Consider the following 25,715-nt stretch of genomic DNA (forward strand, 5'->3'; position numbering starts at 1 on the left):
GGACACCATGAGCCACGTTGCCCGCGGCACAGGACGGGGCGGTTTCATCACCGGCTTCCTGATCCTGCCGCTCGCGCTGTACCTGACCTTCGTCATCTGGCCCTACATCCAGACGTTCGGCTACTCCTTCACCAACTGGTCGGGTCAGTCGCCGACGTTCCAGTTCGTCGGCCTGGACAACTACGCGGCGCTGATGAAGGACGAGGTCTTCCGCGGCGCCCTGTGGCACAACCTGCTGCTCCTGGTGTTCGTCCCGGTGATCACCATCCTGCTCGCGCTGTTCTTCGCCTTCATGGTGAACGCGGGCGGCCGCAGCGGCGCCGGCGGGGTGCGGGGCGTGCGCGGATCGGGCCTCTACAAGATCGTCTACTTCTTCCCGCAGGTCCTCTCCCTCGCCATCCTCGCCGTGCTCTTCGGCGCCGTGTACCGCAGCGACGCGGGCGGCCTGCTCAACGGCTTCCTCACCAAGCTCGGCGTCGTCGACCCGGCCCACCCCGTCGAATGGCTGAACGAGCCGAACCTGGTGCTGTGGTGCCTGCTCATGGTGGTCGTCTGGCACGGAGTCGGCTTCTACCTGGTGCTCTTCTCCGCGGCCATGCAGTCCGTCCCCCGGGACATCTACGAGGCAGCGCTGCTGGACGGCGCCGGCCGGGCCCAGACCTTCTTCAAGGTCACCCTGCCCCTGCTGTGGGACTCGGTACAGACCGCCGCCGTGTACCTGGGCATCGCCGCGATGGACATGTTCGTCCTCGTGTCCACGATGACCTCGGGCCAGTTCGGCGGCGGCCCCGACCACCACAGCGAGGTCATGGCGACCGTGCTGATGCGCAACTTCCTCTACTTCGGCAAGAGCGGATACGCCTGCGCCATGGGCGTGGTCATGCTCGTCCTGACCATGATCCTCTCCATCGTCACGCTGCGCGCCACCCGCCGCGAGCGCATCGAGTTCTGAGCGGGAGACACCGATGACCACAGTGACCAAGGCCCCCGGAGAGGCCGCCGCCGAGCGGCCCGGCGGCGGCCGCCGCGCCAAGGAGGGCGGCAAGGGCCCCTCCGACGGCACGGTGCTCAACGTCTTCTCGCACGGCTTCCTGGCCGTCTGGGCGATACTGATCGTCCTGCCCCTGATCTGGCTCGCGCTCGGCTCCTTCAAGACCGACTCGCAGATCGGCGGCTCGGCCCTCAGCTGGCCCTCACACTGGCACTTCGACGCCTTTTCCCGCGCCTGGGACAAGGGCATCGGCGACTACTTCGCCCACACGCTGATCGTGCTGGTGTTCTCCGTCCCGCTGACCATGCTGCTCGGGTCGATGGCGGCGTACGTGCTGGCCCGCTACCCCTTCCCGGGGAACCGGGTCGTGTACTACTTCTTCGTCAGCGGGGCGATGTTCCCCGTCTTCCTGGCCCTCGTCCCGCTCTTCTTCATGGTCAAGCGCCTCGACATGCTCAACACGTACCAGGGCCTGATCCTCGTGTACGTGGCGTACTCGATGCCGTTCACCGTCTTCTTCATGCACTCGTTCTTCCGGACGCTGCCCACGGCGGTCCACGAGGCGGCGGTGATCGACGGGGCCTCCGACACCCGGATCTTCTTCCAGGTCATGCTGCCGATGGCCAAGCCCGGTCTGATCAGCGTGGGGATATTCAATGTCCTGGGCCAGTGGAACCAGTACATCCTGCCCTCCGTGCTGATGCAGCCCCAGAGCGGATCGGACCCCGAGCGCTACATGCTCACCCAGGGCCTGATCCAGCTCCAGTACCAGATGGGCTACGAGACGGACCTGCCGGTGCTGTTCGCCGGCGTGACGATCGCGATGATCCCGATGCTGGTGGTCTACCTCTCCTTCCAGCGCCAGATCCAGGCCGGCCTGACCTCCGCCACCCTCAAGTAGGGCTGCCGCCCCGCCGGCCCCCGCAGGGCCCGTGACACGAAATGAACGGCCTTCTATCAGCCAATATGGCCGATAGTGGCCGTTTCGTGCTGTGTCAGCCTCTTGACGTGTGAGGGGCCAAAGGCTCGACTTAAGGTTCACAAGTTGGAGAGACGCCGGTGTCTCGGAGCACCCAGCCCTGATCGCCGGCCGGGGGGCGACGGCCGGCCGTCGCTTATGGGCAGGAGTGGATGAGTCGTGCAGACTCCGGGATCGCAGTCGTCGCTGCATCGCGCGAACCTCGAACGCGTCGTGCGGGCCGTCCGGCTCGCGGGTTCACTGACGCAGGCGGAGATCGCCCGCGCCACCGGACTGTCGGCGGCCACGGTCTCCAACATCGTCCGTGAACTCAAGGAAGGCGGGACCGTCGAGGTCACCGACACCTCGGCGGGCGGCCGGCGGGCCCGCAGCGTCTCGCTCAGCGGGGACGCGGGCATCGTCATCGGCGTGGACTTCGGCCACACCCACCTGCGGGTGGCCGTGGGCAACCTCGCCCACCAGGTGCTCGCCGAGGACTCCGAGCCGCTGGACGTGGACGCCTCCTGGACCGAGGGCTTCGACCGCGCGGAGGCGCTGGTCGGGCGGCTGATCGCGGGCATAGGGGTGGGCCGCGACAAGGTCATCGGCGTCGGCCTCGGCGTCCCCGGCCCCATCGACGTCGAGTCCGGCACGCTCGGCTCCACCGCGATCCTGCCGGGCTGGGCCGGAATCAACCCGCGCCAGGAGCTGTCCAGCCGTTTGGGCGTACCGGTGTACGTGGACAACGACGCGAACCTGGGTGCGCTCGGCGAACTGGTCTGGGGGAGCGGCCGGGGGGTCAAGGACCTCGCCTACATCAAGGTCGCCAGCGGTGTCGGCTCCGGTCTGGTGATCAACGGTCAGATCTACCGGGGACCCGGCGGCACGGCGGGCGAGATCGGGCACATCACCCTCGACGAATCGGGCCCGGTCTGCCGCTGCGGCAACCGCGGCTGCCTGGAGACGTTCACCGCCGCCCGGTACGTCCTGCCCCTCCTACAGGGCACCCACGGACCGGAGTTGACGATGGACCGGGTCGTGGAGCTGGCCCGCGGGGGCGACCCCGGCTGCCGTCGGGTCATCACGGACGTCGGCCGTCACATCGGCAGCGGCGTGGCCAGCCTGTGCAACCTGCTGAACCCCAGCCGGGTGGTGCTCGGCGGCTCGCTCGCCGAAGCCGGTGAACTGGTCCTCGCCCCCATCCGTGAATCAGTGGGGAGGTACGCCATCCCCAGCGCGGCACGGCAGCTCTCGGTGCTCACGGGTTCCCTGGGCGGGCGCGCGGAAGTGCTCGGCGCCCTGGCTCTCGTGCTGAGCGAGATGGGTGATTCGACGCTTTTGGCAGAAAATGGAATCGGAGTACGGGCTCCCGCCCTGATGTCTTCAGTTAGATAACGGATGGCACCGTTGTCATCTCGTTAAGGATTCACTCCTTGACGGCAAACTGCGGCCGGGGTTGACTCGCATCCACCTCGGCCGCACTGTCGCGGCCTCGTCAGGGAGGTTCAACCAATGAACACTCGTATGCGCAGAGCCGCTGTTGCCGTTGCCGCCGGCGCGATGGCCGTTTCCCTCGCCGCATGTGGGAGCGCGAAGGAGTCCGGCGACAAGGCGAAGGAGTCGGGCCCGGCCAAGGGCGACGCGATAACCGTCGGCCTGCTCCTTCCGGAAAACCAGACGGCCCGTTACGAGAAGTTCGACAAGCCGCTCATCGAGAAGAAGGTCGCCGACCTCACCGGCGGCAAGGCCAAGGTCGTCTACGCCAACGCCAAGCAGGACGCGACCACGCAGAACTCGCAGGTCGACACGATGATCACCAACAAGGTGGACGTCCTGATCGTCGACGCGGTCGACGCCAAGGCCATCGCCGGCTCGGTCAAGAAGGCCAAGGACGCCGGCATCCCGGTCGTCGCCTACGACCGCCTCGCCGAAGGCCCGATCGACGCCTACACCTCCTTCGACAACGAAGAGGTCGGCAAGGTCCAGGGCAAGGCCCTGCTCGACGCGCTGGGCGACAAGGCCAAGGACGGCCAGATCGTCATGATGAACGGCTCCGTCACCGACCCGAACGCCGCCCTGTTCAAGAAGGGCGCGCACTCCGTCCTCGACGGCAAGGTGAACATCGGCAAGGAGTACGACACCAAGGAGTGGAAGCCGGAGAACGCCAACACCAACATGGCGGGCGCGCTCTCGGCGCTCGGCAAGGACAAGGTGATCGGCGTCTACTCCGCCAACGACGGCATGGCCGGCGGCATCATCACCGCCCTCAAGGCGGCCGGTCTGTCCCCCCTCCCGCCCGTGACCGGCCAGGACGCGGAGCTCGCGGGCGTGCAGCGCATCGTCGCGGGTGAGCAGTTCATGAGCGTCTACAAGCCGTACGCGCCGGAGGCCGCGGCCGCCGCCCAGATGGCCGTCGCCCTCGCCAAGCACGAGAAGATCGCCGACATCGTCAACCAGAACGTCGACAGCCCGACCACCAAGGGCGTCCCGTCCGTGCTGATCCCGGTCGTCTCGCTCACCAAGGCCAACATCAAGGACACCGTCGTCAAGGACGGCGTCTACACGCTCGACGAGATCTGCACCGACAAGTACGCGGCCGCCTGCACGAGCATCGGCTTGAAGTAAGCGGGCCGAAGGCCTGAGGCAAGCGGGCCGGAGTGAACCGGCCCGAGCAGTCGGCCTGAGGTGAAGGCCCCCGTCGCCCGAAAGGGACGACCCCACGCCTGTCCGGCGCCCCGCCCCCTTTCCCCGCCATCCGCGGGGCGCCGGTACAGAAACGTTTCGTCCGTAATTTTCTGAGGGCTCCGGCCCCCATTGCCCCATTCGCGTTCCTGCTCTTTTGCACGACATCCCCGCCGGTCAGGCGGCGAAGGAGATGGTTCATGTGTCCGCTGCGCCCGTGTTGGCGTTGCGAGGGGTCTCGAAGCGGTTCGGCGCCGTTCAGGCCCTGACCGACGTAGAACTCGAGATCCACTCCGGTGAGGTGGTCGCCCTCGTCGGTGACAACGGCGCCGGCAAGTCCACGCTGGTCAAGACGATCGCCGGCGTGCACCCCATCGATGACGGGGTCATCGAGTGGGAGGGACGCCCGGTCTCCATCACCAAGCCCCACGACGCCCAGAACCTGGGCATCGCGACGGTCTACCAGGACCTCGCGCTGTGCGACAACATCGACGTCGTCGGCAACCTCTTCCTCGGCCGCGAGCTCAAGCGCCGCGGCATCCTCGACGAGGTGGAGATGGAGCGCCGCGCCCGCGAGCTCCTGACCACCCTGTCCATCCGGATCCCCAGTGTCCGGATCCCGATCGCCTCGCTGTCCGGCGGTCAGCGCCAGACCGTGGCGATCGCCCGTTCGATGCTCGGCGAGCCCAAGCTCGTCATCCTCGACGAGCCCACGGCGGCCCTCGGCGTCGAGCAGACCGCCCAGGTCCTCGACCTGGTGGAGCGACTGCGCGAGCGCGGCCACGCCGTCATCCTCATCAGCCACAACATGGCCGACGTGAAGGCCGTCGCCGACAAGGTGGCGGTGCTGCGGCTGGGCCGCAACAACGGCGTCTTCAGCGTCGCCGACACCTCGCAGGAAGAGATCATCTCCGCCATCACCGGGGCCACGGACAACGCCGTGACCCGCCGGGCGGCCCGCACCGGGGAGGCCCGCAAGTGAGCACCCAGAACCCTGCCGCCGATCCGCTGGGCAAGGGCCCCGCGGACCGGACGGAGCACGTCGACCCGGTCAACCCGGCCGCCGCATCGGACGCCATCCCGGCCGTCGACCCCCGCCTGCTCGTCCGCGAGCAGGGCCTCTCCGGCTACCTCAGCGAGTTCGGCCGCAAGATGAAGGCCGGTGACCTGGGCTCCATCCCGGTCGTCCTCGGCCTGATCATCATCTGGGGCATCTTCCAGGGGCTGAACGCGAACTTCCTCTCCCCGGAGAACCTCACCAACATCGCCATCACGATGGTCGCCACCGGCATGATGGCCGTCGGCATCATCTTCGTGCTGCTGCTCGGCGAGATCGACCTCTCGGTCGGTTCGGTCAGCGGCGTCTCGGGTGCGATCGTCGCCGTCCTCGCCGTCACCCACGGCGTGAACGAATGGCTCGCGATCCTCGCCGCCGTCGCGGGCGGTGCGCTGATCGGCGCCCTCCACGGCTTCTTCTTCGCCCGGATCGGCGCCCCGGCCTTCGCCGTCACCCTGTCCGGCCTGCTGTTCTGGTCCGGCGCGATGCTGCAGATCCTCGGCAGCAACGGCACCATCAACCTCGACTCCGAGGGCGTCGTCGGGAAGCTGACGACGTACTTCTTCTCCGACGTGGCCGCCGGCTACGGACTCGCGGCGGTCGCGGTGGCGGCGTACTTCCTCGCCACCTTCTTCGACAACCGCCGCCGCCAGGCCGCGGGCGTCCCCTCCCGGCCGCTCGGCGAGATCGTGCTGCGCACCTGCGTGCTCGCGGTGTTCACCTTCGGTCCGGCCGTGGTGTTCAACCAGTACAAGGGCCTGCCCCTCGCCGTGGTGCTGTTCCTGGTCGTCCTCGTCGGCACGGACTTCGTGCTGCGCCGCACGACCTTCGGGCGCAACGTCTTCGCGCTCGGCGGCAGCGTCGAGGCCTCCCGCCGCGCGGGCATCAACGTCACCGGCATCCGCATCGCGGTCTTCGCCATCGCGGGCACCTTCGCCGCCGTCGGCGGGCTCTTCTGGGCCTCCAAGATCGCGGCCGCCAACCAGAGCGCCGGCGCCGGCGACCTGCTGATGAACGTGATCGCGGCGGCCGTCATCGGCGGCACCAGCCTCTTCGGCGGCCGCGGCCGGACCTGGAACGCCCTCCTCGGCGTCATGGTCATCACCTCGATCCAGTACGGTCTGGCGCTGGAAGGCATCGCGACGCCGATCCAGTACATGATCACCGGTGCGGTCCTGCTGGCCACCGTGGTCATCGACTCGGTCACCCGCAAGACCCAGAAGACGGCGGGACGCGCCTGACGGCGGTGCCGCAGGGTGTGACCCGGCGGTAAGAACCGTCACAGTGCCCGGTGCCACTTCGCGTGGTGCCGGGCACACGTGCGTACATATGTGCGCACGCCTGTGCGGGTATGCGCCCGTTTGGGATGTGTGATTTCCCGGGGGTGTGTACAGGTATGACAAAGGCGTGGCCGTCCCGGTACCGCCCGATGATGCTCGTCGCGAGCGGAACATTAGACTCGACAGACCAGCAAGCAACTGCAAGGAGGCACGGGTGCTGCTGCCCCGCATCAAGGGACCGCGCGATCTGGACCGGCTCAGCCAGGAGGAGCTCTCCCAGCTCGCCGACGAGATCAGGTCCTTCCTCGTCGACGCCGTCTCCAAGACCGGCGGGCACCTCGGCCCCAACCTCGGCGTGGTCGAACTGACGATCGCCTTGCACCGGGTCTTCGACTCGCCGAAGGACAAGGTCCTCTTCGACACCGGCCACCAGGCCTACGTCCACAAGCTGCTCACGGGCCGCCAGGACTTCGGCGGCCTGCGCACCAAGGGCGGCCTGTCCGGCTACCCCTCGCGCGCCGAGTCCGAGCACGACGTGATCGAGAACTCCCACGCCTCCACGGTGCTGGGCTGGGCCGACGGCCTCGCCAAGGCCAACGAGGTGCTCCGGCGCCAGGACCACCACGTCGCCGCCGTCATCGGCGACGGCGCGCTGACCGGCGGCATGGCCTGGGAGGCGCTGAACAACATCGCCGCAGCCAAGGACCGCCCCCTCGTCATCGTCGTCAACGACAACGAGCGCTCCTACGGACCCACCATCGGCGGCCTCGCCAACCACCTGGCCACCCTGCGCACCACCGACGGCTACGAGCGCTTCCTGGCCCGCGGCAAGGAGCTCCTGGAGCGCACCCCGGTCGTCGGCAAGCCCCTCTTCGAGACCCTGCACGGGGCCAAGAAGGGCCTCAAGGACTTCATCGCCCCGCAGGGCATGTTCGAGGACCTGGGCCTCAAGTACATCGGCCCCATCGACGGCCACGACATCGAGGCCCTGGAATCGGCACTCCAGCGCGCCAAGCGGTTCAGCGGCCCGGTCATCGTGCACTGCCTCACCCAGAAGGGCCGCGGCTACACCCCGGCGCTGGAACACGAGGCGGACCGCTTCCACGCGGTCGGCGTGATCCACCCGGACACCGGCCTGCCCGTGAAGACCGCCGCCGCCAGCTGGACCTCCGTCTTCGCCGACGAGATGGTCAAGCTCGGCCACGAGCGCGAAGACATCGTCGGCATCACCGCCGCCATGCTCCACCCGGTCGGCCTCAACAAGTTCGCCGAGGCCTTCCCGGACCGCATCTTCGACGTCGGCATCGCCGAGCAGCACGCCGCGACCTCCGCGGCCGGCCTCGCCACCGGCGGGGTCCACCCCGTCTTCGCGGTGTACGCCACGTTCCTCAACCGCGCCTTCGACCAGGTCCTGATGGACGTGGCCCTGCACAAGTGCGGCGTCACCTTCGTCCTGGACCGCGCGGGCGTCACCGGTGACGACGGCGCCTCCCACAACGGCATGTGGGACATGTCCATCCTCCAGGTCGTCCCGGGCCTGCGCCTCGCGGCCCCGCGCGACGCCGAGCAGCTGCGCGCCCAGCTCCGCGAGGCCGTCGACGTCAAGGACGCGCCGACCGTGGTGCGCTACTCCAAGGGCGTCGTCGGCCCGGCCGTCCCGGCCGTCGGCCGGATCGGCGGCATGGACGTGCTGCGCACCCCCGCGCCGGAAGTCACCCGGCCGGACGTACTCCTCGTATCGGTGGGCGCGCTCGCCCCGATGTGCCTGGAGATCGCAGCCCTGCTCGACAAGCAGGGCATCTCCACCACCGTGGTCGACCCCCGCTGGGTCAAGCCCGTGGACGAGGCGCTGGCCCCGCTCGCCGAGCAGCACCGCGTCGTCGTCACCGTCGAGGACAACGGCCGTACCGGCGGTGTGGGCGCCGCCGTCTCGCAGGCCCTGCGCGACGCGGGTGTCGACGTACCGCTGCGCGACTTCGGCATCCCGCAGCGCTTCCTCGACCACGCGCTGCGCAAGGAGATCCTGGCCGAGATCGGGCTCACCGCGCCCGACATCGCCCGGCAGGTCACGGGCCTGGTGGCCAAGTTGGACGGCCGCTACGACAGCGAGCCGGCCGCCACCGTCGACTGACGGAGCGGCCGCGCGCGGTTGCGGGTGACGGGCCGGGAGATCACCCTTGAAGGGGTGGGCCTCCCGGCCCGTTCTCGTGTGCCTCGTTACCCGCCGGAGGTGCGTCGGTGAGCAGGAACCTGAAAAGCCCCTTCCGGACCAAGACGGTGGAGCAGTCCATCCGTGACACGGAAGAGCCGGAACACGCGCTCCGCAAGTCGCTCTCCGCCTGGGACCTGACGGTCTTCGGGGTCGGCGTCATCATCGGCACCGGCATCTTCGTCCTCACGGGCATCGCGGCGCGGAACAACGCCGGACCCGCCACCGCCCTCGCCTTCGTCGCGGCGGGCATCGTCTGCGCCCTGGCGGCACTGTGCTACGCGGAGTTCGCCTCCACCGTGCCGGTGGCCGGTTCGGCGTACACCTTCTCCTACGCCTCGATCGGCGAGTTGCCCGCCTGGATCATCGGCTGGGACCTCGTACTGGAGTTCGCCCTCGGCACCGCCGTCGTGGCGGTCGGCTGGTCCGGGTACGTGCGTCACCTGTTGAGCACGAACCTCGGCTGGGACCTGCCCGCCGCGCTGTCGGGGCCGGACGGGGGAGGCACCTTCGACCTGTTGGCCTTCCTGCTGGTCCTGGTACTGACCGCGATCCTCGTCGTGGGGACGAAGCTGTCGGCCCGGATCACCGCGATCGTCGTCGCCATCAAGGTGACGGTGGTGCTGCTCGTCATCGTCGCCGGGCTGTTCTTCATCAAGGCGGACAACTACAAGCCGTTCATCCCGCCGGCCCAGGCACAGCCCCCGGGGAGCGGTTGGAAGGCGCCCCTGGTCCAGCTGATCTTCGGCTACGCCCCCACCAACTTCGGCGTGATGGGCATCTTCACCGCGGCCTCTCTCGTCTTCTTCGCCTTCATCGGCTTCGACGTCGTGGCGACTGCGGCGGAGGAGACCAAGAACCCCCAGCGGGACATGCCGCGCGGCATCATCGGTTCGCTGATCATCTGCACGGTGCTCTACGTCGCCGTGACGCTGGTGGTCACCGGCATGGAGAAGTACACGCAGATGTCGGCCACCGCCCCGCTCGCCGAAGCCTTCAAGTCCGTGAACCAGCCCTTCTTCTCGGGCGCCATCAGCCTCGGGGCCTCCGTCGGCCTGATCACGGTGTGCATGATCCTGCTACTCGGCCAGACCCGTGTGTTCTTCGCGATGAGCCGTGACGGACTGCTGCCCCGCTTCTTCTCCGTCACCCACCCGCGGTACCGCACGCCCTACCGGGCGACCATCACGCTCGGCGTGATCATCGCCGTCGTCGCGGGCTTCACGAGCCTGGAGAAGCTCGCCGAACTGGTCAACATCGGTACGCTGTTCGCGTTCGTGGTCGTCGCGCTCGGCGTGATCGTCCTGCGCCGCACCCGTCCGGACCTGCACCGGTCGTTCCGGACGCCGTGGGTGCCGCTGGTGCCGATCCTGTCGATCGCCGCGTCCGTCTGGCTGATGCTCAACCTGCCCGCGGAGACCTGGCTGCGGTTCGGCATCTGGATGGTCGTCGGCTTCGTCGTCTACTTCCTGTACAGCCGGCACAACAGCCGCCTCGCCCGCGCCGGCCAGGACGCGGAGTTCTAGTCGGCACGGGGGCCTGCGGGCGCGGCGCCGGTTCAGCCCTTGGCGGGGGAGTCCTTCGCCGCAGCGGGGATCTTCTGGTCCGCGCGCAGCGCGTCCCACAGCTGGGTGGCCTGCGGCTGGGCGACGATCACCCGGTTCGGGTCGACCTTGTCGTAGGCCACCGGCAGCATGATGGTCTCCATCGTGGCCGGGTCGACGCCCTTCATGCTCTGCGCGAAGTCGGCGAGGGAGGTCAGCGAGGCGAGCTGGGAGTCGGTGGTGAGCGACTTGGTGCCGGCGTCGGCGAGCTTGTAGAGACGCGCCGGGTTGCCGAGGGCGTCCTGGTTCTTCAACTCGGCCAGCATCGCCAGCATGAACTTCTGCTGCAGGCCTATGCGTCCGAGGTCGCTGCCGTCGCCGTAGCCGTAGCGGGTACGGACGAACTTGAGCGAGTCGGTGCCGTTCAGCCGGTGCGTTCCGGCGTCCAGCTTGAGGCCGCCCTTGGCTCCGCTCATCGGCTTGTCGAGGGTGACGGTGACCCCGCCGAGGGCGTCGACCAGCTCCTTGAAGCCGGCGAAGTCCACCTCGACGAAGTGGTCCACGCGGATCCCGGAGAGCTGTTCGACGGTCTTGACCACGCAGGCCGGACCGGCCACCGAGTAGACGGAGTTGAACATGACCCGGTTCGCGGGCGGCACCGTGGCGCCGTCCGCGTTCTTGCACTCGGGCCGGCTGATCAGGGTGTCGCGGGGGATGCTGACCGCGGTGGCCTTGGACCGGCCCTCGGGTATGTGGACGAGCATCGCGGTGTCGGAGCGGGCTCCGCTGACGTCGCCGTGGTCCAGGTCCGCGTTGGCGCCGGCCCGTGAATCGGAGCCCAGGACCAGGACGTTCTGGGCGTTCTCGACCACCTTGGGCGGACGGTTGTCGCCGATCGCCCGGTCCAGGTCGACGCTGTCGATGTTGCCGTTGAGGTGGCTGTAGGCCCACCAGCCGGCGCCCGCGGTGCCCAGGATCAGTACGGCGGCCACGAGCAGGACGATCTTCAACACTCGGCGCTTGCGCGGGCGCGCCCCCCGGTCCGCGGTCCGGCGGGTGGCGGTGTCTTGGGTCATACTGCTCGAATCCTCGGGGGGCCTGGGCCGGACGTCCGGATGCCGCTGCACTATAAGCAGATTTCTGAGTCGAACGGGAGAGCGCTTATCGTCCTCCTGGTCGGTCGTGAAGCGGAAATCCCGGAGTCCGCGAGGCGCCAGGTAGGAGGAGAGGAAGCCGTGGCCCGAGCAACCAGACGCCGTGCCCGACGCGGTGAGACGTCCCGCGAACCGCTGCCGGGTACCGACTCGCGGCCGGGTCGCGCGGCGCCGGTGGCGATCGTCGTGGCCGGCCCTGCGGATGCCGTTCCCTTCATCCGCTCCGAACCGGTCGGCTCCGTGATCGAGGTCGTCTGCCTCGACGGCGGCGGCGACGCCGAGCACCGCGCGTTGGAAGCGGCCGTCACCCAGGCGCGCAGACGCGGCTGCGTCTTCCCCGGAGAACCGTTCTTCCTCGATGCCGAGGCGGGCAACCTCACCGGCCAGATCCTCGACACCCTCCACGACATCGGGCCGCTGCGCGTGCGGACCCTCGATCCGGATCCCGTTCACGACGACATCGACCGGGAACGCAAGCTGCCCATCGTCAACGAGCCGCAGGCGCGCGGCCAGGTGGCCCGCAGTGCGCTCAGGGCCGCCCGCCGCTACCAGTTGGCCGTCGGCACCCCGGTCTTCGTCGACTGCCGCAGGGCCGGAGCCGAGAACGGCCTGCCTGCCGAGGCGTGCACCCGCTACCCGCTGCCCACCCGGTGGCTGATGGCCGGGACGGACGGCCGCCTGTCCGCCTACCTGCCCACGGCTGCCGGCGTGGTCCGCTGGACCGAGGGCGCCACCGAGTCGGAGGGGTGGCGGGGCCCGGAGCTGCTCGAGGGCCCGGAACTGATGCCCGGGCTGACCGTGCTCCGGGGTCCCGAGGGCTACGCGCACCTGATCGGGCTGAGCCGGACCAAGCGCAAGGAGGGCGGGTTCGCGGTCGAGGTGGTCTGTGCGACCCAGTACCAGACGGGCCGTCCGGTCGGGCCCTGGACATCGATCGGCAACCCCAATGGCGCGAGCTGGCAGAAGGCCCGCGAAGTCGGCTTTCCGGCGGCCACCTTCGACGCTGCGGGCTCCCTGCACCTCTTCGTCCGCAATTTCGGGCACAGCGTCAGCGCGCGGAGGCAGTCCCCCAAGGGCGCCCTCAGCGGCTGGGAAACGCTCGGGGGAATGCGGACCGCCGACGAACTGGCCGCCTTCCCGGCCGCCGACGGCGGGGTGCACATGGTGGCGAGGGCGCGCGACGCCCGGGCCGCGGTGCACTGGTACCGGCGGGACGCGGCCTCGGGATGGGCGGAGGACCGCCGGATACCGGTGAGCCCGTACCCGGGGAGCCTCTCCGCGGCCCCCGAGGCCGGTGCGGTCCGCTTCCGTTACGCCGGCAGCAACGAGGTCTGCGTCTGGTGGCCGGGTGCGCAGGCGCCGATCGGCCTCGGCGGGCCGGACGGGGTCGGTCCGGTCGACGGGGTGACGGGCGCCGACATCCAGGGGTGGGGCTGCACGGTCCTCGTGCGCGGCGGCGCCGGGGGAGTGGCGGCCATCGGCGCACACCCGGACGGGCGGCCCGACACGGGCGTGTGGTGGGCGGAGTCCGGAGAGCCCTCTTTGGTTCCGCCGGCGGCCGCGTTCGACAGCCGGGGCCGTGTGGTGATCACCACAGTCGGAGCTGACGGGAGACTGCGTGTGGCCCGGCAGCAACTGGGACCTTCCGGCCTGGAGTTCACTCGCTGGGAGGTTCAATAAGGGACGTTCTGGTGGTTCGCACGGGGTGTGGTGTCAGTAGTTGTCATCTTGCGCTCTGGCTGGTGTCACACGTGACTTGTTATGGTCGTTCAGCGCCCTTTATCTAAAACATAGGTGAACGTTTGGCGTCACGGTGGCGGCGCCTGCTGTCGCCCGTGCTCGTGGTTCGAGCGTTGGCGTCCCTGTAGGCCAGGTTCGACGCCGTCGACGACTGAGGGGTTATGTCCAAGCTGTCACTAAAGGCCGTCCAGAAGCTGACCTGCAAAAAGCGGGACGCCTGGTGGACGGTCCTTCTGGTCGACCCGGTGGCGACCCGCCTCGTCTGTCTGTTCGCCCGTTGGAACTTCGTGACGCCCAACCGTGTGACCTGGGCGGCGCTCTACGTGGGCCTCGGCTCGGCCTGGTTCTTCCTCCAGGGCGACTGGCTCTCCCTGTGCATCGGCGCGGGCCTCTACCACGTCAGCTTCATCCTCGACTGCATCGACGGCAAGCTCGCCCGCCTCAAGGGCAACGGCACCATCTTCGGCGGCTGGCTCGATTACGTCTTCGACCGCATTCGCGTGCTCTTCTGCGCGCTGGCCCTCATGGGCGGCCAGTTCCTGATCCACGACGAGGAGATCTACCTCCTCGCGGCCCTCGCCGTCATCTTCCTCGACATGCTCCGCTACGTGGACGCCCTCCAGATCTACAAGATGCGCATGTCCATGCGGAACAAGATCGAGGCGGTCACCCTCGCCCGCCAGGCGGAGCAGGGGCTCGAAGAGGAGGAGCGGAAGGTCGTCTTCATCGAAGACCTGCTGCGGGAGAACCCCCTGGGCGAGGCCGACGCCCTCAAGCGGGAGAAGGCCGAGGTCGACCAGGCCGAGGTCATCGACCTGCACCAGCAGTTCCGCGAGCGCTTCCCCTGGTACGCACGGGTCCGCCACGCCCTGGTGCAGAGCCGCATCCGGCCGCACCTCATCAGCGGCATCGAGTTCCAGATGTTCATCTTCATCATCGGCCCGGTCATCGGCCACGTCCTGTGGACCACCGCCGTGTCGGCCGTGCTGATGGGCGCCTTCGAGCTCGTCATCATGTTCAAGTTCTGGCTCTCCACCCGCGACTTCACGCGCACGATGGAACGGCTCGACCCGGGCAACACCCCCTCGCGCGCCGGTTCCATCGCCCCCCACCTGCACGCCGGACGCCACCGTCGCCGCGGCGAGGACGACGCGCGCGCGATGCGCGCCGACCAGATGTTCCCCGCGCCCGAGCCGTACGAGGACCCCGGCTTCCAGCCGTACCCGCGGCCCTACACGGACGAGTACACGGGCGGCGTCACCGACACCATGCAGCTGCACAAGATCCCGTCCCAGCCGTCGCCGCGACCTGACTACGCCGAACCGGAGCGCCACCCCAGATGAGCTTCCCGGTCGACACGTCGCAGTACCGCGTCACCATCGTCATCCCGGCCTTCAACGCGAGCGCCACGCTCGCCCGGGCGCTCCAGTCGGCGCTGGCCCAGACGCACCGCGGCATCGAGGTGCTCGTCGTCGACGACTGCTCCACCGACAGCACCCTCGGGGTCGCCCGCCAGTTCGCCGGCCAGGACGGCCGGGTCCGCGTCATCGAGCGACCGCACAACAGCGGCGGCTGCGGCGCCCCCCGCAACAACGGCATCGAAGCCGCCTCCGGCCAGTTCGTGATGTTCCTCGACGCGGACGACGAGCTTCCGCTCAAGGCCGTCGAGACGCTGCTCTCCTCCGCCCTCAGGACGGGGTCCGAGGTCACCGCCGGCCGTGTCGTGCGCATCAACCTCGCCACCGACGAGATCACCGTCTGGCAGCCGCAGCTGTACCCCGCCGAGCAGACGGGGGCCGGCCTGAGCGCCATGCCGGAGCTCTTCGAGGACCCGATCGCGGCCGGCAAACTGTACCGCCGGGACTTCCTCGACAGCTTCGGCATCCGCTTCCCCGAGGGCGTCTTCTTCGAGGACACGTACTTCTCCACCGTCGCGAACTTCCACGCCCGGTCCCTGACCATCCTCCCCACCCCCGTCTACCGGTGGATGTGGGAGCGGGAGTCGGACCAGCCCTCGATCACCAACCGGCGGGGCGAACTGCGCAGCATCCGCGACCGCATCCTGGTCCACCAGTACACCGACAGCTTCCTGCACAGCGTCGGCCGCCCGGACCTGCTGGCCCGCAAGGCTGCCAAGTTCCTCTCGCACGACCTGCGGCTCTACACCCCCGAGCTGCGCACCGGCGACCGCGCCTACCACAACGGTTTCCTGGCCGCCGTAGCCCCGTACCTGCGCACGCTCGAACCCGCCGCCTTCGAGCTGTGCGGACCCATGGAGCGGGTGCGTGCCTTCGGTCTGATGCACGGCCGGGTCGACATCGCGGTCTCGGCCTCCGACTACATGCGCCGCCGCAGCGTCATCAGCTCCGACATCGTCGAGCGGGACGGCCGGGTGTTCTGGTCGGAGTCGCTGCTCGGCCACCCCGACGCCGAGCGGTTCCTCGAGGTCACCGAGTTGGAGCTGACCGGCCGCAAGCTCGCCGACGCCCGCCTGTACAACCAGGCGGTGTCGGTCGAGCTGGTCGACGGCGAACTGCACATCTCGGGCGCGATACGCAACCAGTTCGGCCGGTTCCGCCCCGACGACAAGGTGGAGCTCATCGCGGTGCTGCGGCGCCGCAGCACCAAGACGGACCACCGCTTCCCCGTCGGCGGCGTGGAGATCGACGCGGACTGGATCCGCTACCACAGCACCGTGGACCTCGCCTCCGCCGTGGACAAGGCCGACCAGGCGGGCCACTGGAACTTCTTCGTCCAGCTCCGCCACGACGGCGAACGCGCCTCCACCGCCCTGAACATCAGCGGTCTCGACGTCACCGGCCTGCGCCACCCCGGCAAGGCCGGAGTCCTCGAGGTCTACGAGACCGTCAGCGGCAACCTGGGCCTGCGCCCGGAGACCGAGCGACGGCAGGCCACCACGTCCGAGCGGGGCACCCCCTGGCTGTGGTGGCAGGACGTCGCCCCGGCCGTCCCCGTCGCACCGCCCGAGCAGTACGAGGCCGCGATCGTGGTCCAGTGCCACAACGACGAGTACCACCTGCGCGAGTTCCTCTCCTCGCTCGTCGCGCAGCGCGCCTTCCCCGGCACCCAGGTGGTGTTCGTCGACGACGGGTCGAGCGACAGCACCCCGCAGCAATTGGCGGCCTTCACCGCCTACTACCGCAACGCCGTCGTCGTCACCCAGCACCGCCTCGGCGTGCGCACCGCCTTCGACCACGGACTGCGGTACGTCGCGGCCCCCTACGTGATGTTCGCGCGCGCCCGGGACATCCTCGGCGAGGACTCCGTCGGCAGGCTGCTCACGGCGGCCCGCCGGGTCCGCGGTGCCGACGTGGTCGTGGGCCAGGCGGACAACTTCCCCGGCCCGTGGCGCGGCGCGGACGAGCCGTGGCAGCGGTACTTCAGTGCCAAGCAGCCCGTCCGCAGACTGTCCGACGCACCGTACCTCGTCTTCTCCACGCTGCTCGGCGGGAAGCTCTTCAAGACCTCCCACGTCCGTGCGCACGGCTTCCGCTGCGGCCCGGGCCCCGGCCCCGAGGACGACTGGTTCACCGTCCCGGCCGTGCTGTACGCGAAGTCGCTGACCGTCGCACCGGACGCGCGCTTCTTCGAACGCGAGGAGCAGAAGCAGGACTCGCTCTTCGACCACCCCTGGAACGACCCCGTCAAGGCGGTGGACCGGGTCCGCCTGGCCGCGTACGTCCTGGACTCGGTCCACGGTGCCCCGGCCCGCGTCGTGCGCCTGGCCCAGCGCTTCGTGGTCCGTACGACCCAGCCCTACGTCCGCAACATGCACAGGATCATGAGCAGACCGGAGCTCGCCGCGGTCCTGCCCCTGCTGAGATCCGTCTACGGCCAGATCCCCGACGACGTGATCCTCCAGTACGCCACGCACCCCCAGTCCAAGGTCCAGCACCACGCGATCGTCACGGGCAACCTCGACCTCTTCGCCGACCCGCTGGGCAAACCCGACTACCTGCCCACCCTCTTCCTCGACGAAGAGGGGATGTACCGCAGGCTCGCGAGCGACCCGGTGGCGACCAAGCTGCTGCGCGTCCAGCGGGCCGGCGCCGTCCTGGAGACGTTCGCCTGGAACGACGACGGGATGCACTTCGAAGGGCTCCTCGTCTTCTCCGGCGTGGACATCGACACCGCCTTCACCAACCGCATCCAGCTGGTGCTGTCCGACGGGGAGCGGGAGGTGACCATTCCCGTGGAGCAGGTCTACCGGCGCGACCGCTGGCGTACCCGCAAGAACCAGGACTGGCTCTCCGGCTGGCGCGCCACGGTCCGCCCGTCGGCGCTCGACACGCTGCGCAACGCGGAGCTGACCTTGACCATCCGCGTGCTCAACGGCGAACTCCACCACGACATCCACCTTGCGGCCCGGCAGATGCTGCACCGCTTCAAGGGGGTGCACACCTCGGGACGGCAGCGCTTCGTCCTGTCGATCGACGAGGACGAACAGGTCACCGTCCGCTGGGTACGCGGCTTCCTGGCCCGGCGCAAGGACAAGCTGCGCCGGCTGGGCCGGGAAGTGCGCAACTCGCTCCCGGGCCGCCCCGGCTGGCGCACCCGCCTGATGTACTGGCTGACCTACCCGTACCTGCACGGCCGGGGCATATGGATCATCGGCGAGCGCGAGGACACCGCGCAGGACAACAGCTACCACCTGTTCAAGTGGATCCGGCAGAACCGGCCCAAGTGCAAGATCTACTACTCCATCAACGGAGACTCCCCCGACTGGGACAAGGTCGCCCGCTACGGGCAGGTCATCGACCGGCTGTCGTGGAAGCACCGCGCGTACCTGCTCCACGCGGAACGCCTGATCAACGCCTACGACCTGGAGGCCTACCTCGGCTTCCCGGGCCTGCACAAGCGCGCCTTCCTGCGGGGCTACGGCGACCTGCTGCGCTACAAGCGGGTGTTCCTCCAGCACGGTGTCGTCTACAACGACGTCGTCGCCTCGATCCACGGCCAGGCCACCAATGTCGACATGGTGCTGACCACGGGGCGCAGCGAGCGGTCCTACTACGCCGAGCACTGCGGCTACGGATACGAGCGCGTCGCGGCGACCGGCCTGCCCCGCTTCGACGCCCTGGAGCCGGTGCCCGGGCTGCGACGGGTGCTGGTCATGCCGACCTGGCGCCGGGACATCGTGGCACCGTCCTACAACAGGGCTGCCAAGCCCGAGATACCGTTCCCCGCGTCCGAGTACTACCGGTTCTTCTCCTCGCTACTGCGCAACGAGCGGCTGCTGAAGGCGCTCCAGTACTACGGCGTCGAGCTGGAGTTCATGCCGCACTACGAGATCCGGCCCTACCTCGGCCACTTCAAGATCGACCACCCGTCGATCACCGTGTCCTCGACCGGCCGGGACGTGCAACTCGCGATGCGCGAGTGCTCGATGCTGGTCACCGACTACTCGTCCGTCTTCTTCGACGTGGCCTACATGGGCAAGCCCATCGTCTACACGAACTTCGACGACGAGTCCTTCTACAGCAAGCACTACAAGCGCGGCTACTTCGACCTGGCGCGCGACGGCTTCGGTCCGGCCTGTCGTACCGTCGACCACGCGGTCGACGAGATCATCGCGGTCTTCGAGCGGAACTTCGAGGTGGAGCCCCGGTACCTGCAGCGCGCCGCCGAGTTCTTCGTCCTGCGCGACACCTCGAACTGCGAGCGTGCCTACCAGGTGATCGAAACGATGGATGCGAACGCCGTGGGTGACCAGCGGGCGCAGTTGTACCTCGGAGCACGCGGCTTCGGGGAGTTCTGAGAGGTACGTGACAGTCGCACCATGACGTCGGTATTCCTGGCGGGCGAATCCACTGTGTGCGGTCGCCAGCGCAGCAGGGCCCCCATGGCCGGTTGGGGCCAGCCCCTGCCCCTGTTCCTCCAGGGGCCCGAGGTGATCAATTGCGCCCGGGCCGGGGCGAGCAGCACGAGCTTCGTGCAGCGCGGGCGCCTGGGGTGGATCCTGGAGCACATCGCCCCCGGCGATCTGCTGCTGATCTCCTTCGGCCTCAACGACATGAAGCCGGGGGAGGACCTGTTCGCCGCGCCCTTCGACGGGTTCCAGTCCAATCTGCGGCACTACGTGGACGAGGCGCGGGACCGCGGCGCGCACCCGGTGCTCGTCACTCCGCACGAGCGGCGGGTGTTCGACCGTTTCGGCAACATGCGCCGACCGCTGCACCTGTACCCGGCCGCGATGCGCGAGGTGGCGGTGCGGCTGTCCGTGCCGCTGATCGACCTGAACGAGTGGAGTGTCGCCTGGTGGCGGCAGGCCGGCCCGGAGGGAACCAGGGCGATATTCCTCCACCTGGCACCGGGGGAGCACCCCAACTACCCCGAGGGCGTGGCGGACAACACCCACCTGCGGGCCGCCGGCGCGATCGAGTGTGCCCGCTTCGTCGCGAGCGAGATGCGGGCACGGCTCCTGCTGCCGGCCGCCTGCTTCCGGAATCTGGAAACGGCCTTCGACCCCGACCAGGCCGTGGAGTTCCCCGACGACGCAGCCTTCGCGTACCTGACCAAGACCCGGACCACGGGAGGCAGGCGATGAGCGGCTGGTACCCGCTGGTCCGTGCCTGGGTCGCGCAGGGCCCGTACGGGGGTGTGCTCGACCTGGCGGCCACCGCCGATCCGGGGCTCGCGCTCGTACCCGGGCAGCGGTTCCAGCTCGTCATGACGGTGACGCCCAGTGGCGGGGCCTACCGGACCTACGGCTACCTCCTGGGCGAGGACCTGGGCGACGCGGTGGTCCTGGAGGACATGCAACAGCTGCGCCGGCTGCCCAACGGCCGCTACGCCGCCTTCGCCCCGGAGACCCAGGCGATCACCGCCACCTGCGTGGTCAGGGTGCGGGACGACGCCCCGGACGGCTCCGTCGTGATGCCGCGCGTCGTGGTCGGCCTCATGACCGCCCAGGGCGAGAAACTCGTCCCGTCCGCGGGCATCGAGGACCGCGGCTTCCACGTGCGCCGCCGGGTGATCCCCGGCCGGCCCCTGTTCCTCGCCCCGGGCGGACACCTCACCCTGCCCGGAGGAACCGCCGACGGGCTGAGACTGAGCGCGGTCTCCCCCGCCCGTCGCGGAACGCTCAGCTGCGCCCGCGACGGGTCGGTCACCTACCAGGCGCCCGCGTCCTTCCAGGGATACGACCGGTTCACCTGCACCTACGAGGACCTCGCGGGGCACACCCATCCGTCCGAGGTGATCATCCACATCGGTGACCTCGGCATGTCCCCAGGGGCGCTGAATGTCTTCCATGGCTAGAAGGACCGCCCTGGCGGTCGTGCTGACGACGGCCCTCGCCGTGACGGGCTGTTCGGGCCCGGCGGGCACCCCGGCCGGCCGGGACTCCGCGGACGAGCAGGCTCGCGACGTCTCCTTGCCCCGGGGCGTCTCGTACAGCGCGATCGTCCGCGAACTCGACGGACGCTCGCCCTCGCACATCCACGTGCTGACCATCGCCCCCACCACCCGGGCCCGGGTGGTGGGCCTGCACGGCGGCGGCCTCGCCCGCGCCGAGACGGTACGGAAGATGGCCGCGTCGGCCGGGGCGCTGGCAGCCGTCAACGCCTCCTACTTCGACATCCACACCGGCAAGTACTACGGCGGCTACGAAGGCGATCCGCTGGGCCTCTACGCCGAGGGCGGCAAGCTGCTCAGCGAGGCGACGAACGGCCGGCCGGCCCTGCTCCTCGGCTACACCGGCGGCCGGCTCGATGCCCGCGTCGACGAGATCACCACCGACGACCAGGTGACGTCGGACGACGGTGAAAGCCAGGAACTGGACGGTTTGAACCGGGTCCCGGGCCGCGTACTGGGTTGCGGAGGGGTCGGCGGCGACCGGCTGTCCGACACCGAAGAACCGATGCAGGAGCCGTACGGCGGGCTGTGCACGGACACCAGCGAGCTCGTGGCTTTCACGCAGGAGTGGGGCGCCCGGACTCCGCCCGGCCCCCCGGGCAGCCTGGAGGCGGTGCTCGACGCCGACGGGCGGGTGGTGAGCGTACGCAAACCGGCCGGGGGGAACCTGCCCAAGAACGGCAGCACGCTCTACGGGATCGGGTCCGGCGTCGACTGGCTGCGCGCCCACGCACCCAAGGGCAGTGTGATCACGCGCTCGGTGCGGATGAAGGACCCGACGGGGCAGGTGGTGCCCGGGCCCGTCGAGACGGCGGTCGGTGGACGCTACCGGCTGCTGCGTGACGGGGCGTCGGCGCTCGGGGAGGACGCCGCGCTCACCAGGAGGGCCCCGCGCACGGCGGCCGGAGTCACCGCGGACGGCACCCTCCTCCTGGTGACGATCGACGGCCGGGAATCCGGAGTGAGCGCCGGGGCAACGCTCGGCGAGGCCGCCGACCTCATGGCCTCGCTCGGCGCCGAGAACGCCGTCGGCCTCGACGGCGGCGGATCCACGACCGTGGTCGTGGGCGGGAAACTACGCAACAGGCCCCGGGAGACCGAAGGGCAACCGGTCACGGAACGGCCCGTGGCCAACGCACTGGCGCTCTTGGACCACTGAGAGCCCGGCGCCGACCACCGACAACGGCCGATGCCGCACCACTCCCCGCCGGGGTGGTGCGGCATCGGCCGTTTCGCGCGACGGGTGACCCGTTACGCCGGGACGCTCGCCAGGCCGGGGGCGAGGAACTTCTTGCCGTTCACCCGCTCGGAGACGCCCTCGCGGTCCAGGTACGGCGTGATGCCGCCCAAGTGGAAGGGCCAGCCGGCGCCCGTGATGAGGCAGAGGTCGATGTCCTGGGCCTCGGCCACGACACCCTCCTCCAGCATCAGGCCGATCTCCTGCGCCACCGCGTCCAGGACGCGGTCGCGCACCTGCTCCTCGGTCAGGACCGAGTCGCCCTGCACCAGGAGGGCGGCGACCTCGGGGTCCAGCTCCGGCTTGCCGGAATCGTAGACGTAGAAGCCGCGCTTGCCGGCCTCGACGACCCTCTTGAGGTTCGGGGAGACGGTGAAGCGCTCCGGGAAGGAGCGGTTCAGGGTCTCGGAGACGTGCAGACCGATCGCCGGGCCCACGAGCTCCAGCAGCACCAGCGGCGACATGGGCAGGCCGAGCGGCTCGATGGCCTTCTCCGCGGTCTCCACCGGGGTGCCCTCGTCGATGACGTTCTGGATCTCGCCCATGAAGCGGGTCAGGATGCGGTTCACGACGAACGCCGGGGCGTCCTTGGTGAGGACCGCGGTCTTCTTGAGCTTCTTGGCGACACCGAAGGCCGTGGCCAGCGAGGCGTCGTCGGTCTGCTCACCGCGGACGATCTCCAGCAGCGGGAGGATCGCGACCGGGTTGAAGAAGTGGAAACCGACCACGCGCTCCGGGTGCTGGAGCTTGGAGGCCATCTCCGACACCGACAGCGAGGAGGTGTTGGTGGCGAGGATCGCGTGCGCCGGGGCGACCGCCTCGACCTCCGCGAACACCTTCTGCTTGACGGACATCTCCTCGAACACGGCCTCGATGATGAAGTCCGCGTCCGCGAAGCCCTCGGCCTTGTCCAGGACACCGCTCACCAGGGCGGTCAGGCGGTTCGCCTTGTCCTGGTTGATGCGGCCCTTGCCGAGCAGCTTCTGGATCTCGGCGTGGACGTAGCCCACGCCCTTGTCCACACGCTCCTGGTCGATGTCGGTGAGGACCACCGGAACCTCCAGGCGGCGCAGGAACAGCAGCGCCAGCTGCGAGGCCATCAGGCCCGCGCCGACCACGCCGACCTTGGTGACCGGACGGGCCAGCGACTTGTCCGGAGCGCCGGCCGGGCGCTTGGCGCGCTTCTGCACCAGGTTGAAGGCGTAGATGCCCGAGCGCAGTTCGCCGCCCATGATGAGGTCGGCAAGAGCCTTGTCCTCGGCGTCGAAACCGGCCTGGAGGTCGCCGTCCTTGGCGGCCGCGATGATCTCCAGCGCGCGGTAGGCGGCCGGGGCGGCGCCGTGCACCTTGGAGTCCGCGATGAAGCGGCCCTTGGCGACGGCCGCGTCCCAGGCCTCGCCGCGCTCGATCTCGGCGCGGACGACCTCGGTGGTGCCGTTCAGGACGTTCGCGGTCCACAGGAGCGACTGCTCCAGGAAGTCCGCGCCCTCGAACAGGGCGTCGGCGATGCCCAGTTCGAAGACCTGCTTGCCCTTGAGCTGGCGGTTCTGGTTCAGCGAGTTCTCGATGATCACCGAGACCGCGCGCTCCGCGCCGATCAGGTTCGGCAGCAGTGCGCAGCCGCCCCAGCCCGGAACCAGGCCGAGGAAGACCTCGGGCAGGGAGAAGGCCGGGATGGCCTTCGAGACGGTGCGGTAGGTGCAGTGCAGACCGACCTCGACGCCGCCGCCCATCGCCGCACCGTTGTAGTACGCGAAGGTGGGGACGGCCAGGGCCGACAGCCGCTTGAAGACGTCGTGGCCGCCCTTGCCGATGGCGAGCGCCTCGTCGTGGTTCTTGAGGAGCTCGACACCCTTGAGGTCGGCGCCGACCGCGAAGATGAACGGCTTGCCGGTGATGCCCGCGCCGACGATGGAGCCGGCCGTGGCCTCCTGCTCGACCTGGTCGATCGCCGCGTTCAGGTTGGCGAGGGACTGCGGGCCGAAGGTGGTCGGCTTGGTGTGGTCGAAGCCGTTGTCCAGCGTGATGAGCGCGAAGCGCCCGGCACCGAACGGCAGGTCCAGGTGGCGTACGTGCGCCTGGGTCACGACCTCGTCCGGGAACAGCTCGGCCGCGCCCTTGAGGAGCTCAGTGGTGGTGCTCACTTGGCGTCTCCCTCGGAGGTGAAGTGCGGGTTCTCCCAGATGACCGTCGCGCCCATGCCGAAGCCGACGCACATGGTCGTCAGGCCGTAGCGGACGTGCGGCTGCTCCTCGAACTGGCGGGCCAGCTGCGTCATCAGGCGCACGCCGGAGGAGGCGAGCGGGTGGCCGAACGCGATCGCGCCGCCGTACTGGTTGACGCGGGCGTCGTCGTCGGCGATGCCGTAGTGCTCCAGGAAGGCGAGCACCTGGACCGCGAACGCCTCGTTGATCTCGAACAGGCCGATGTCGGAGATCGACAGACCGGCCTGGGCGAGGGCCTTCTCGGTGGCCGGGATCGGGCCGTAGCCCATGACCTCCGGCTCGACACCCGCGAAGGAGTACGAGACCAGGCGCATCTTGACCGGGAGGTTGTTCTCCCGGGCGAAGTCCTCGGACGCGATGATCGCGGCGGTGGCACCGTCGTTGAGACCGGCGGCGTTGCCCGCGGTGACCCGGCCGTGCGTACGGAACGGGGTCTTGAGCCCGGCCAGGTTCTCCAGCGTGGTGCCCGGGCGCATCGGCTCGTCGGAGGTGACCAGGCCCCAGCCCGTCTCGCCCGCGGCCTCGTTGGTGTTGCGCACCGAGATCGGGACCAGGTCCTGCTGGATCTTGCCGTCGGCGTACGCCTTGGCGGCCTTCTCCTGCGAGCGCACGGCGTACTCGTCGGCGCGGAGCTTGGTGATCGTCGGGTACCGGTCGTGCAGGTTCTCGGCGGTCATGCCCATGAACAGGGCGGACTCGTCGACCAGCTTCTCGGAGACGAAGCGCGGGTTCGGGTCGACGCCCTCACCCATGGGGTGGCGGCCCATGTGCTCGACACCGCCGGCGAGGGCGACGTCGTAGGCACCGAAGGCCACGCCGCCCGCGACGGCGGTCACGGCGGTCAGCGCGCCGGCGCACATGCGGTCGATCGAGTAGCCCGGGACCGACTGCGGGAGGCCCGCGAGGATGCCGGCCGTGCGGCCCAGCGTCAGGCCCTGGTCGCCGATCTGCGTGGTCGCGGCGATGGCGACCTCGTCGATCTTCGCGGGGTCCAGGTCCGGGTTGCGGCGCAGCAGCTCCCGGATCGCCTTCACGACGAGGTCGTCGGCGCGGGTCTCGTGGTAGATGCCCTTCGGGCCCGCCTTGCCGAACGGGGTGCGGACGCCGTCGACGAAGACGACGTCCCTGACGGTACGAGGCACGTTGGCTCTCCTCCAGGTGCGGGGTGGCACTGCTGCGCGTGGCGGCGCTCACTGAGCGGGCGCTCACCCGGCCCATGCTACTTGTGAGTAACCCATGTGGACAGCCCCGGGCCGCGGAG

The 25,715-nt window shown here is 69.4% G+C and carries 17 protein-coding genes; 14 read left to right on the forward strand and 3 right to left on the reverse strand.

Annotated features, from left to right (window positions below; genetic code table 11):
* The first annotated feature begins 7 nt into the window (after window positions 1-7).
* The 8 genes from IE207_RS29370 (at window position 8) to IE207_RS29405 (ending at window position 10,703) form a co-directional block, all read left to right on the forward strand.
* The gene (locus tag IE207_RS29370; RefSeq protein ID WP_190187359.1) at window positions 8-952 is read left to right on the forward strand and encodes a carbohydrate ABC transporter permease; all 945 of its coding nucleotides are present in this window, start codon (window positions 8-10) and stop codon (window positions 950-952) included.
* Window positions 953-965: 13 nt separating this feature from the next.
* Window positions 966-1,892 (forward strand): carbohydrate ABC transporter permease, encoded by a 927-nt coding sequence (locus IE207_RS29375; RefSeq protein ID WP_190187360.1) that lies wholly within the window; start codon window positions 966-968, stop codon window positions 1,890-1,892.
* Between the two features lie 237 nt (window positions 1,893-2,129).
* On the forward strand, window positions 2,130-3,344 hold the full coding sequence (locus IE207_RS29380) for an ROK family transcriptional regulator (protein ID WP_190187361.1): 1,215 nt from the start codon (window positions 2,130-2,132) through the stop codon (window positions 3,342-3,344).
* 117 nt (window positions 3,345-3,461) lie between these two features.
* Window positions 3,462-4,574 carry a sugar ABC transporter substrate-binding protein gene (locus tag IE207_RS29385; protein ID WP_190187362.1) on the forward strand — a complete coding sequence of 371 codons (1,113 nt, stop codon included), beginning with the start codon at window positions 3,462-3,464 and terminating at the stop codon, window positions 4,572-4,574.
* A 250-nt stretch (window positions 4,575-4,824) separates the two neighbouring features.
* Complete coding sequence (locus IE207_RS29390; protein WP_190187409.1) at window positions 4,825-5,613, forward strand: ATP-binding cassette domain-containing protein; 789 nt, start codon at window positions 4,825-4,827, stop codon at window positions 5,611-5,613.
* 26 nt (window positions 5,614-5,639) lie between these two features.
* Window positions 5,640-6,929, forward strand: a complete 1,290-nt coding sequence (locus tag IE207_RS29395) for a sugar ABC transporter permease (protein WP_190187410.1) — start codon at window positions 5,640-5,642, stop codon at window positions 6,927-6,929.
* Window positions 6,930-7,182: 253 nt separating this feature from the next.
* The gene (gene dxs / locus IE207_RS29400) at window positions 7,183-9,099 is read left to right on the forward strand and encodes a 1-deoxy-D-xylulose-5-phosphate synthase (RefSeq protein ID WP_190187363.1); all 1,917 of its coding nucleotides are present in this window, start codon (window positions 7,183-7,185) and stop codon (window positions 9,097-9,099) included.
* Between the two features lie 107 nt (window positions 9,100-9,206).
* On the forward strand, window positions 9,207-10,703 hold the full coding sequence (locus IE207_RS29405; protein ID WP_308433683.1) for an amino acid permease: 1,497 nt from the start codon (window positions 9,207-9,209) through the stop codon (window positions 10,701-10,703).
* Window positions 10,704-10,735: 32 nt separating this feature from the next.
* Here IE207_RS29405 and IE207_RS29410 read toward each other — a convergent pair whose 3' ends face one another.
* Window positions 10,736-11,797 (reverse strand): LCP family protein, encoded by a 1,062-nt coding sequence (locus IE207_RS29410; RefSeq protein WP_190187364.1) that lies wholly within the window; start codon window positions 11,795-11,797, stop codon window positions 10,736-10,738.
* Between the two features lie 159 nt (window positions 11,798-11,956).
* Between IE207_RS29410 and IE207_RS29415 the strand changes: the two genes are divergently transcribed.
* The 6 genes from IE207_RS29415 to IE207_RS29440 all read left to right on the forward strand — a co-directional run bounded on the left by IE207_RS29415 (window position 11,957) and on the right by IE207_RS29440 (window position 22,151).
* A complete protein-coding gene (locus tag IE207_RS29415; protein WP_190187365.1) occupies window positions 11,957-13,555 on the forward strand; it encodes a hypothetical protein in 1,599 nt (532 codons plus the stop codon).
* Window positions 13,556-13,776: 221 nt separating this feature from the next.
* Complete coding sequence (locus IE207_RS29420; protein ID WP_190187366.1) at window positions 13,777-14,958, forward strand: CDP-alcohol phosphatidyltransferase family protein; 1,182 nt, start codon at window positions 13,777-13,779, stop codon at window positions 14,956-14,958.
* Complete coding sequence (locus IE207_RS29425; protein ID WP_190187367.1) at window positions 14,955-19,394, forward strand: bifunctional glycosyltransferase/CDP-glycerol:glycerophosphate glycerophosphotransferase; 4,440 nt, start codon at window positions 14,955-14,957, stop codon at window positions 19,392-19,394. Before IE207_RS29420 ends, IE207_RS29425 begins: the two co-directional genes overlap by 4 nt.
* A 21-nt stretch (window positions 19,395-19,415) precedes the next feature.
* Window positions 19,416-20,183, forward strand: a complete 768-nt coding sequence (locus IE207_RS29430) for a rhamnogalacturonan acetylesterase (RefSeq protein ID WP_190187368.1) — start codon at window positions 19,416-19,418, stop codon at window positions 20,181-20,183.
* The gene (locus tag IE207_RS29435; RefSeq protein WP_190187369.1) at window positions 20,180-20,896 is read left to right on the forward strand and encodes an Ig-like domain-containing protein; all 717 of its coding nucleotides are present in this window, start codon (window positions 20,180-20,182) and stop codon (window positions 20,894-20,896) included. The genes IE207_RS29430 and IE207_RS29435 overlap by 4 nt, the downstream gene beginning before the upstream one ends.
* The gene (locus IE207_RS29440; RefSeq protein WP_190187370.1) at window positions 20,889-22,151 is read left to right on the forward strand and encodes a phosphodiester glycosidase family protein; all 1,263 of its coding nucleotides are present in this window, start codon (window positions 20,889-20,891) and stop codon (window positions 22,149-22,151) included. Before IE207_RS29435 ends, IE207_RS29440 begins: the two co-directional genes overlap by 8 nt.
* A 92-nt stretch (window positions 22,152-22,243) precedes the next feature.
* Here IE207_RS29440 and IE207_RS29445 read toward each other — a convergent pair whose 3' ends face one another.
* Together IE207_RS29445 and IE207_RS29450 are read right to left on the reverse strand one after the other, a co-directional pair.
* Window positions 22,244-24,373 carry a 3-hydroxyacyl-CoA dehydrogenase NAD-binding domain-containing protein gene (locus tag IE207_RS29445; protein ID WP_190187371.1) on the reverse strand — a complete coding sequence of 710 codons (2,130 nt, stop codon included), beginning with the start codon at window positions 24,371-24,373 and terminating at the stop codon, window positions 22,244-22,246.
* Window positions 24,370-25,596, reverse strand: coding sequence for a thiolase family protein (locus IE207_RS29450; protein WP_190187372.1), 1,227 nt, complete (start codon window positions 25,594-25,596; stop codon window positions 24,370-24,372). The genes IE207_RS29445 and IE207_RS29450 overlap by 4 nt, the downstream gene beginning before the upstream one ends.
* Between the last annotated feature and the right edge of the window lie 119 nt (window positions 25,597-25,715).

The sequence above is a fragment of the Streptomyces cirratus genome (assembly GCF_014650775.1).
GTDB classification, from domain to species: Bacteria; Actinomycetota; Actinomycetes; order Streptomycetales; family Streptomycetaceae; genus Streptomyces; species Streptomyces cirratus.

Excerpts from the sequence above, each read along its gene's own strand:
- IE207_RS29425 (WP_190187367.1), top strand. The coding sequence starts at position 14,955 with ATGAGCTTCCCGGTCGACACGTCGCAGTACCGCGTCACCATCGTCATC.
- IE207_RS29375 (WP_190187360.1), top strand. The coding sequence starts at position 966 with ATGACCACAGTGACCAAGGCCCCCGGAGAGGCCGCCGCCGAGCGGCCC.
- IE207_RS29420 (WP_190187366.1), top strand. The coding sequence starts at position 13,777 with ATGTCCAAGCTGTCACTAAAGGCCGTCCAGAAGCTGACCTGCAAAAAG.
- IE207_RS29390 (WP_190187409.1), top strand. The coding sequence starts at position 4,825 with ATGGTTCATGTGTCCGCTGCGCCCGTGTTGGCGTTGCGAGGGGTCTCG.
- IE207_RS29440 (WP_190187370.1), top strand. The coding sequence starts at position 20,889 with ATGGCTAGAAGGACCGCCCTGGCGGTCGTGCTGACGACGGCCCTCGCC.
- IE207_RS29385 (WP_190187362.1), top strand. The coding sequence starts at position 3,462 with ATGAACACTCGTATGCGCAGAGCCGCTGTTGCCGTTGCCGCCGGCGCG.
- IE207_RS29370 (WP_190187359.1), top strand. The coding sequence starts at position 8 with ATGAGCCACGTTGCCCGCGGCACAGGACGGGGCGGTTTCATCACCGGC.
- IE207_RS29430 (WP_190187368.1), top strand. The coding sequence starts at position 19,416 with ATGACGTCGGTATTCCTGGCGGGCGAATCCACTGTGTGCGGTCGCCAG.
- IE207_RS29435 (WP_190187369.1), top strand. The coding sequence starts at position 20,180 with ATGAGCGGCTGGTACCCGCTGGTCCGTGCCTGGGTCGCGCAGGGCCCG.
- IE207_RS29410 (WP_190187364.1), bottom strand. The coding sequence starts at position 11,797 with ATGACCCAAGACACCGCCACCCGCCGGACCGCGGACCGGGGGGCGCGC.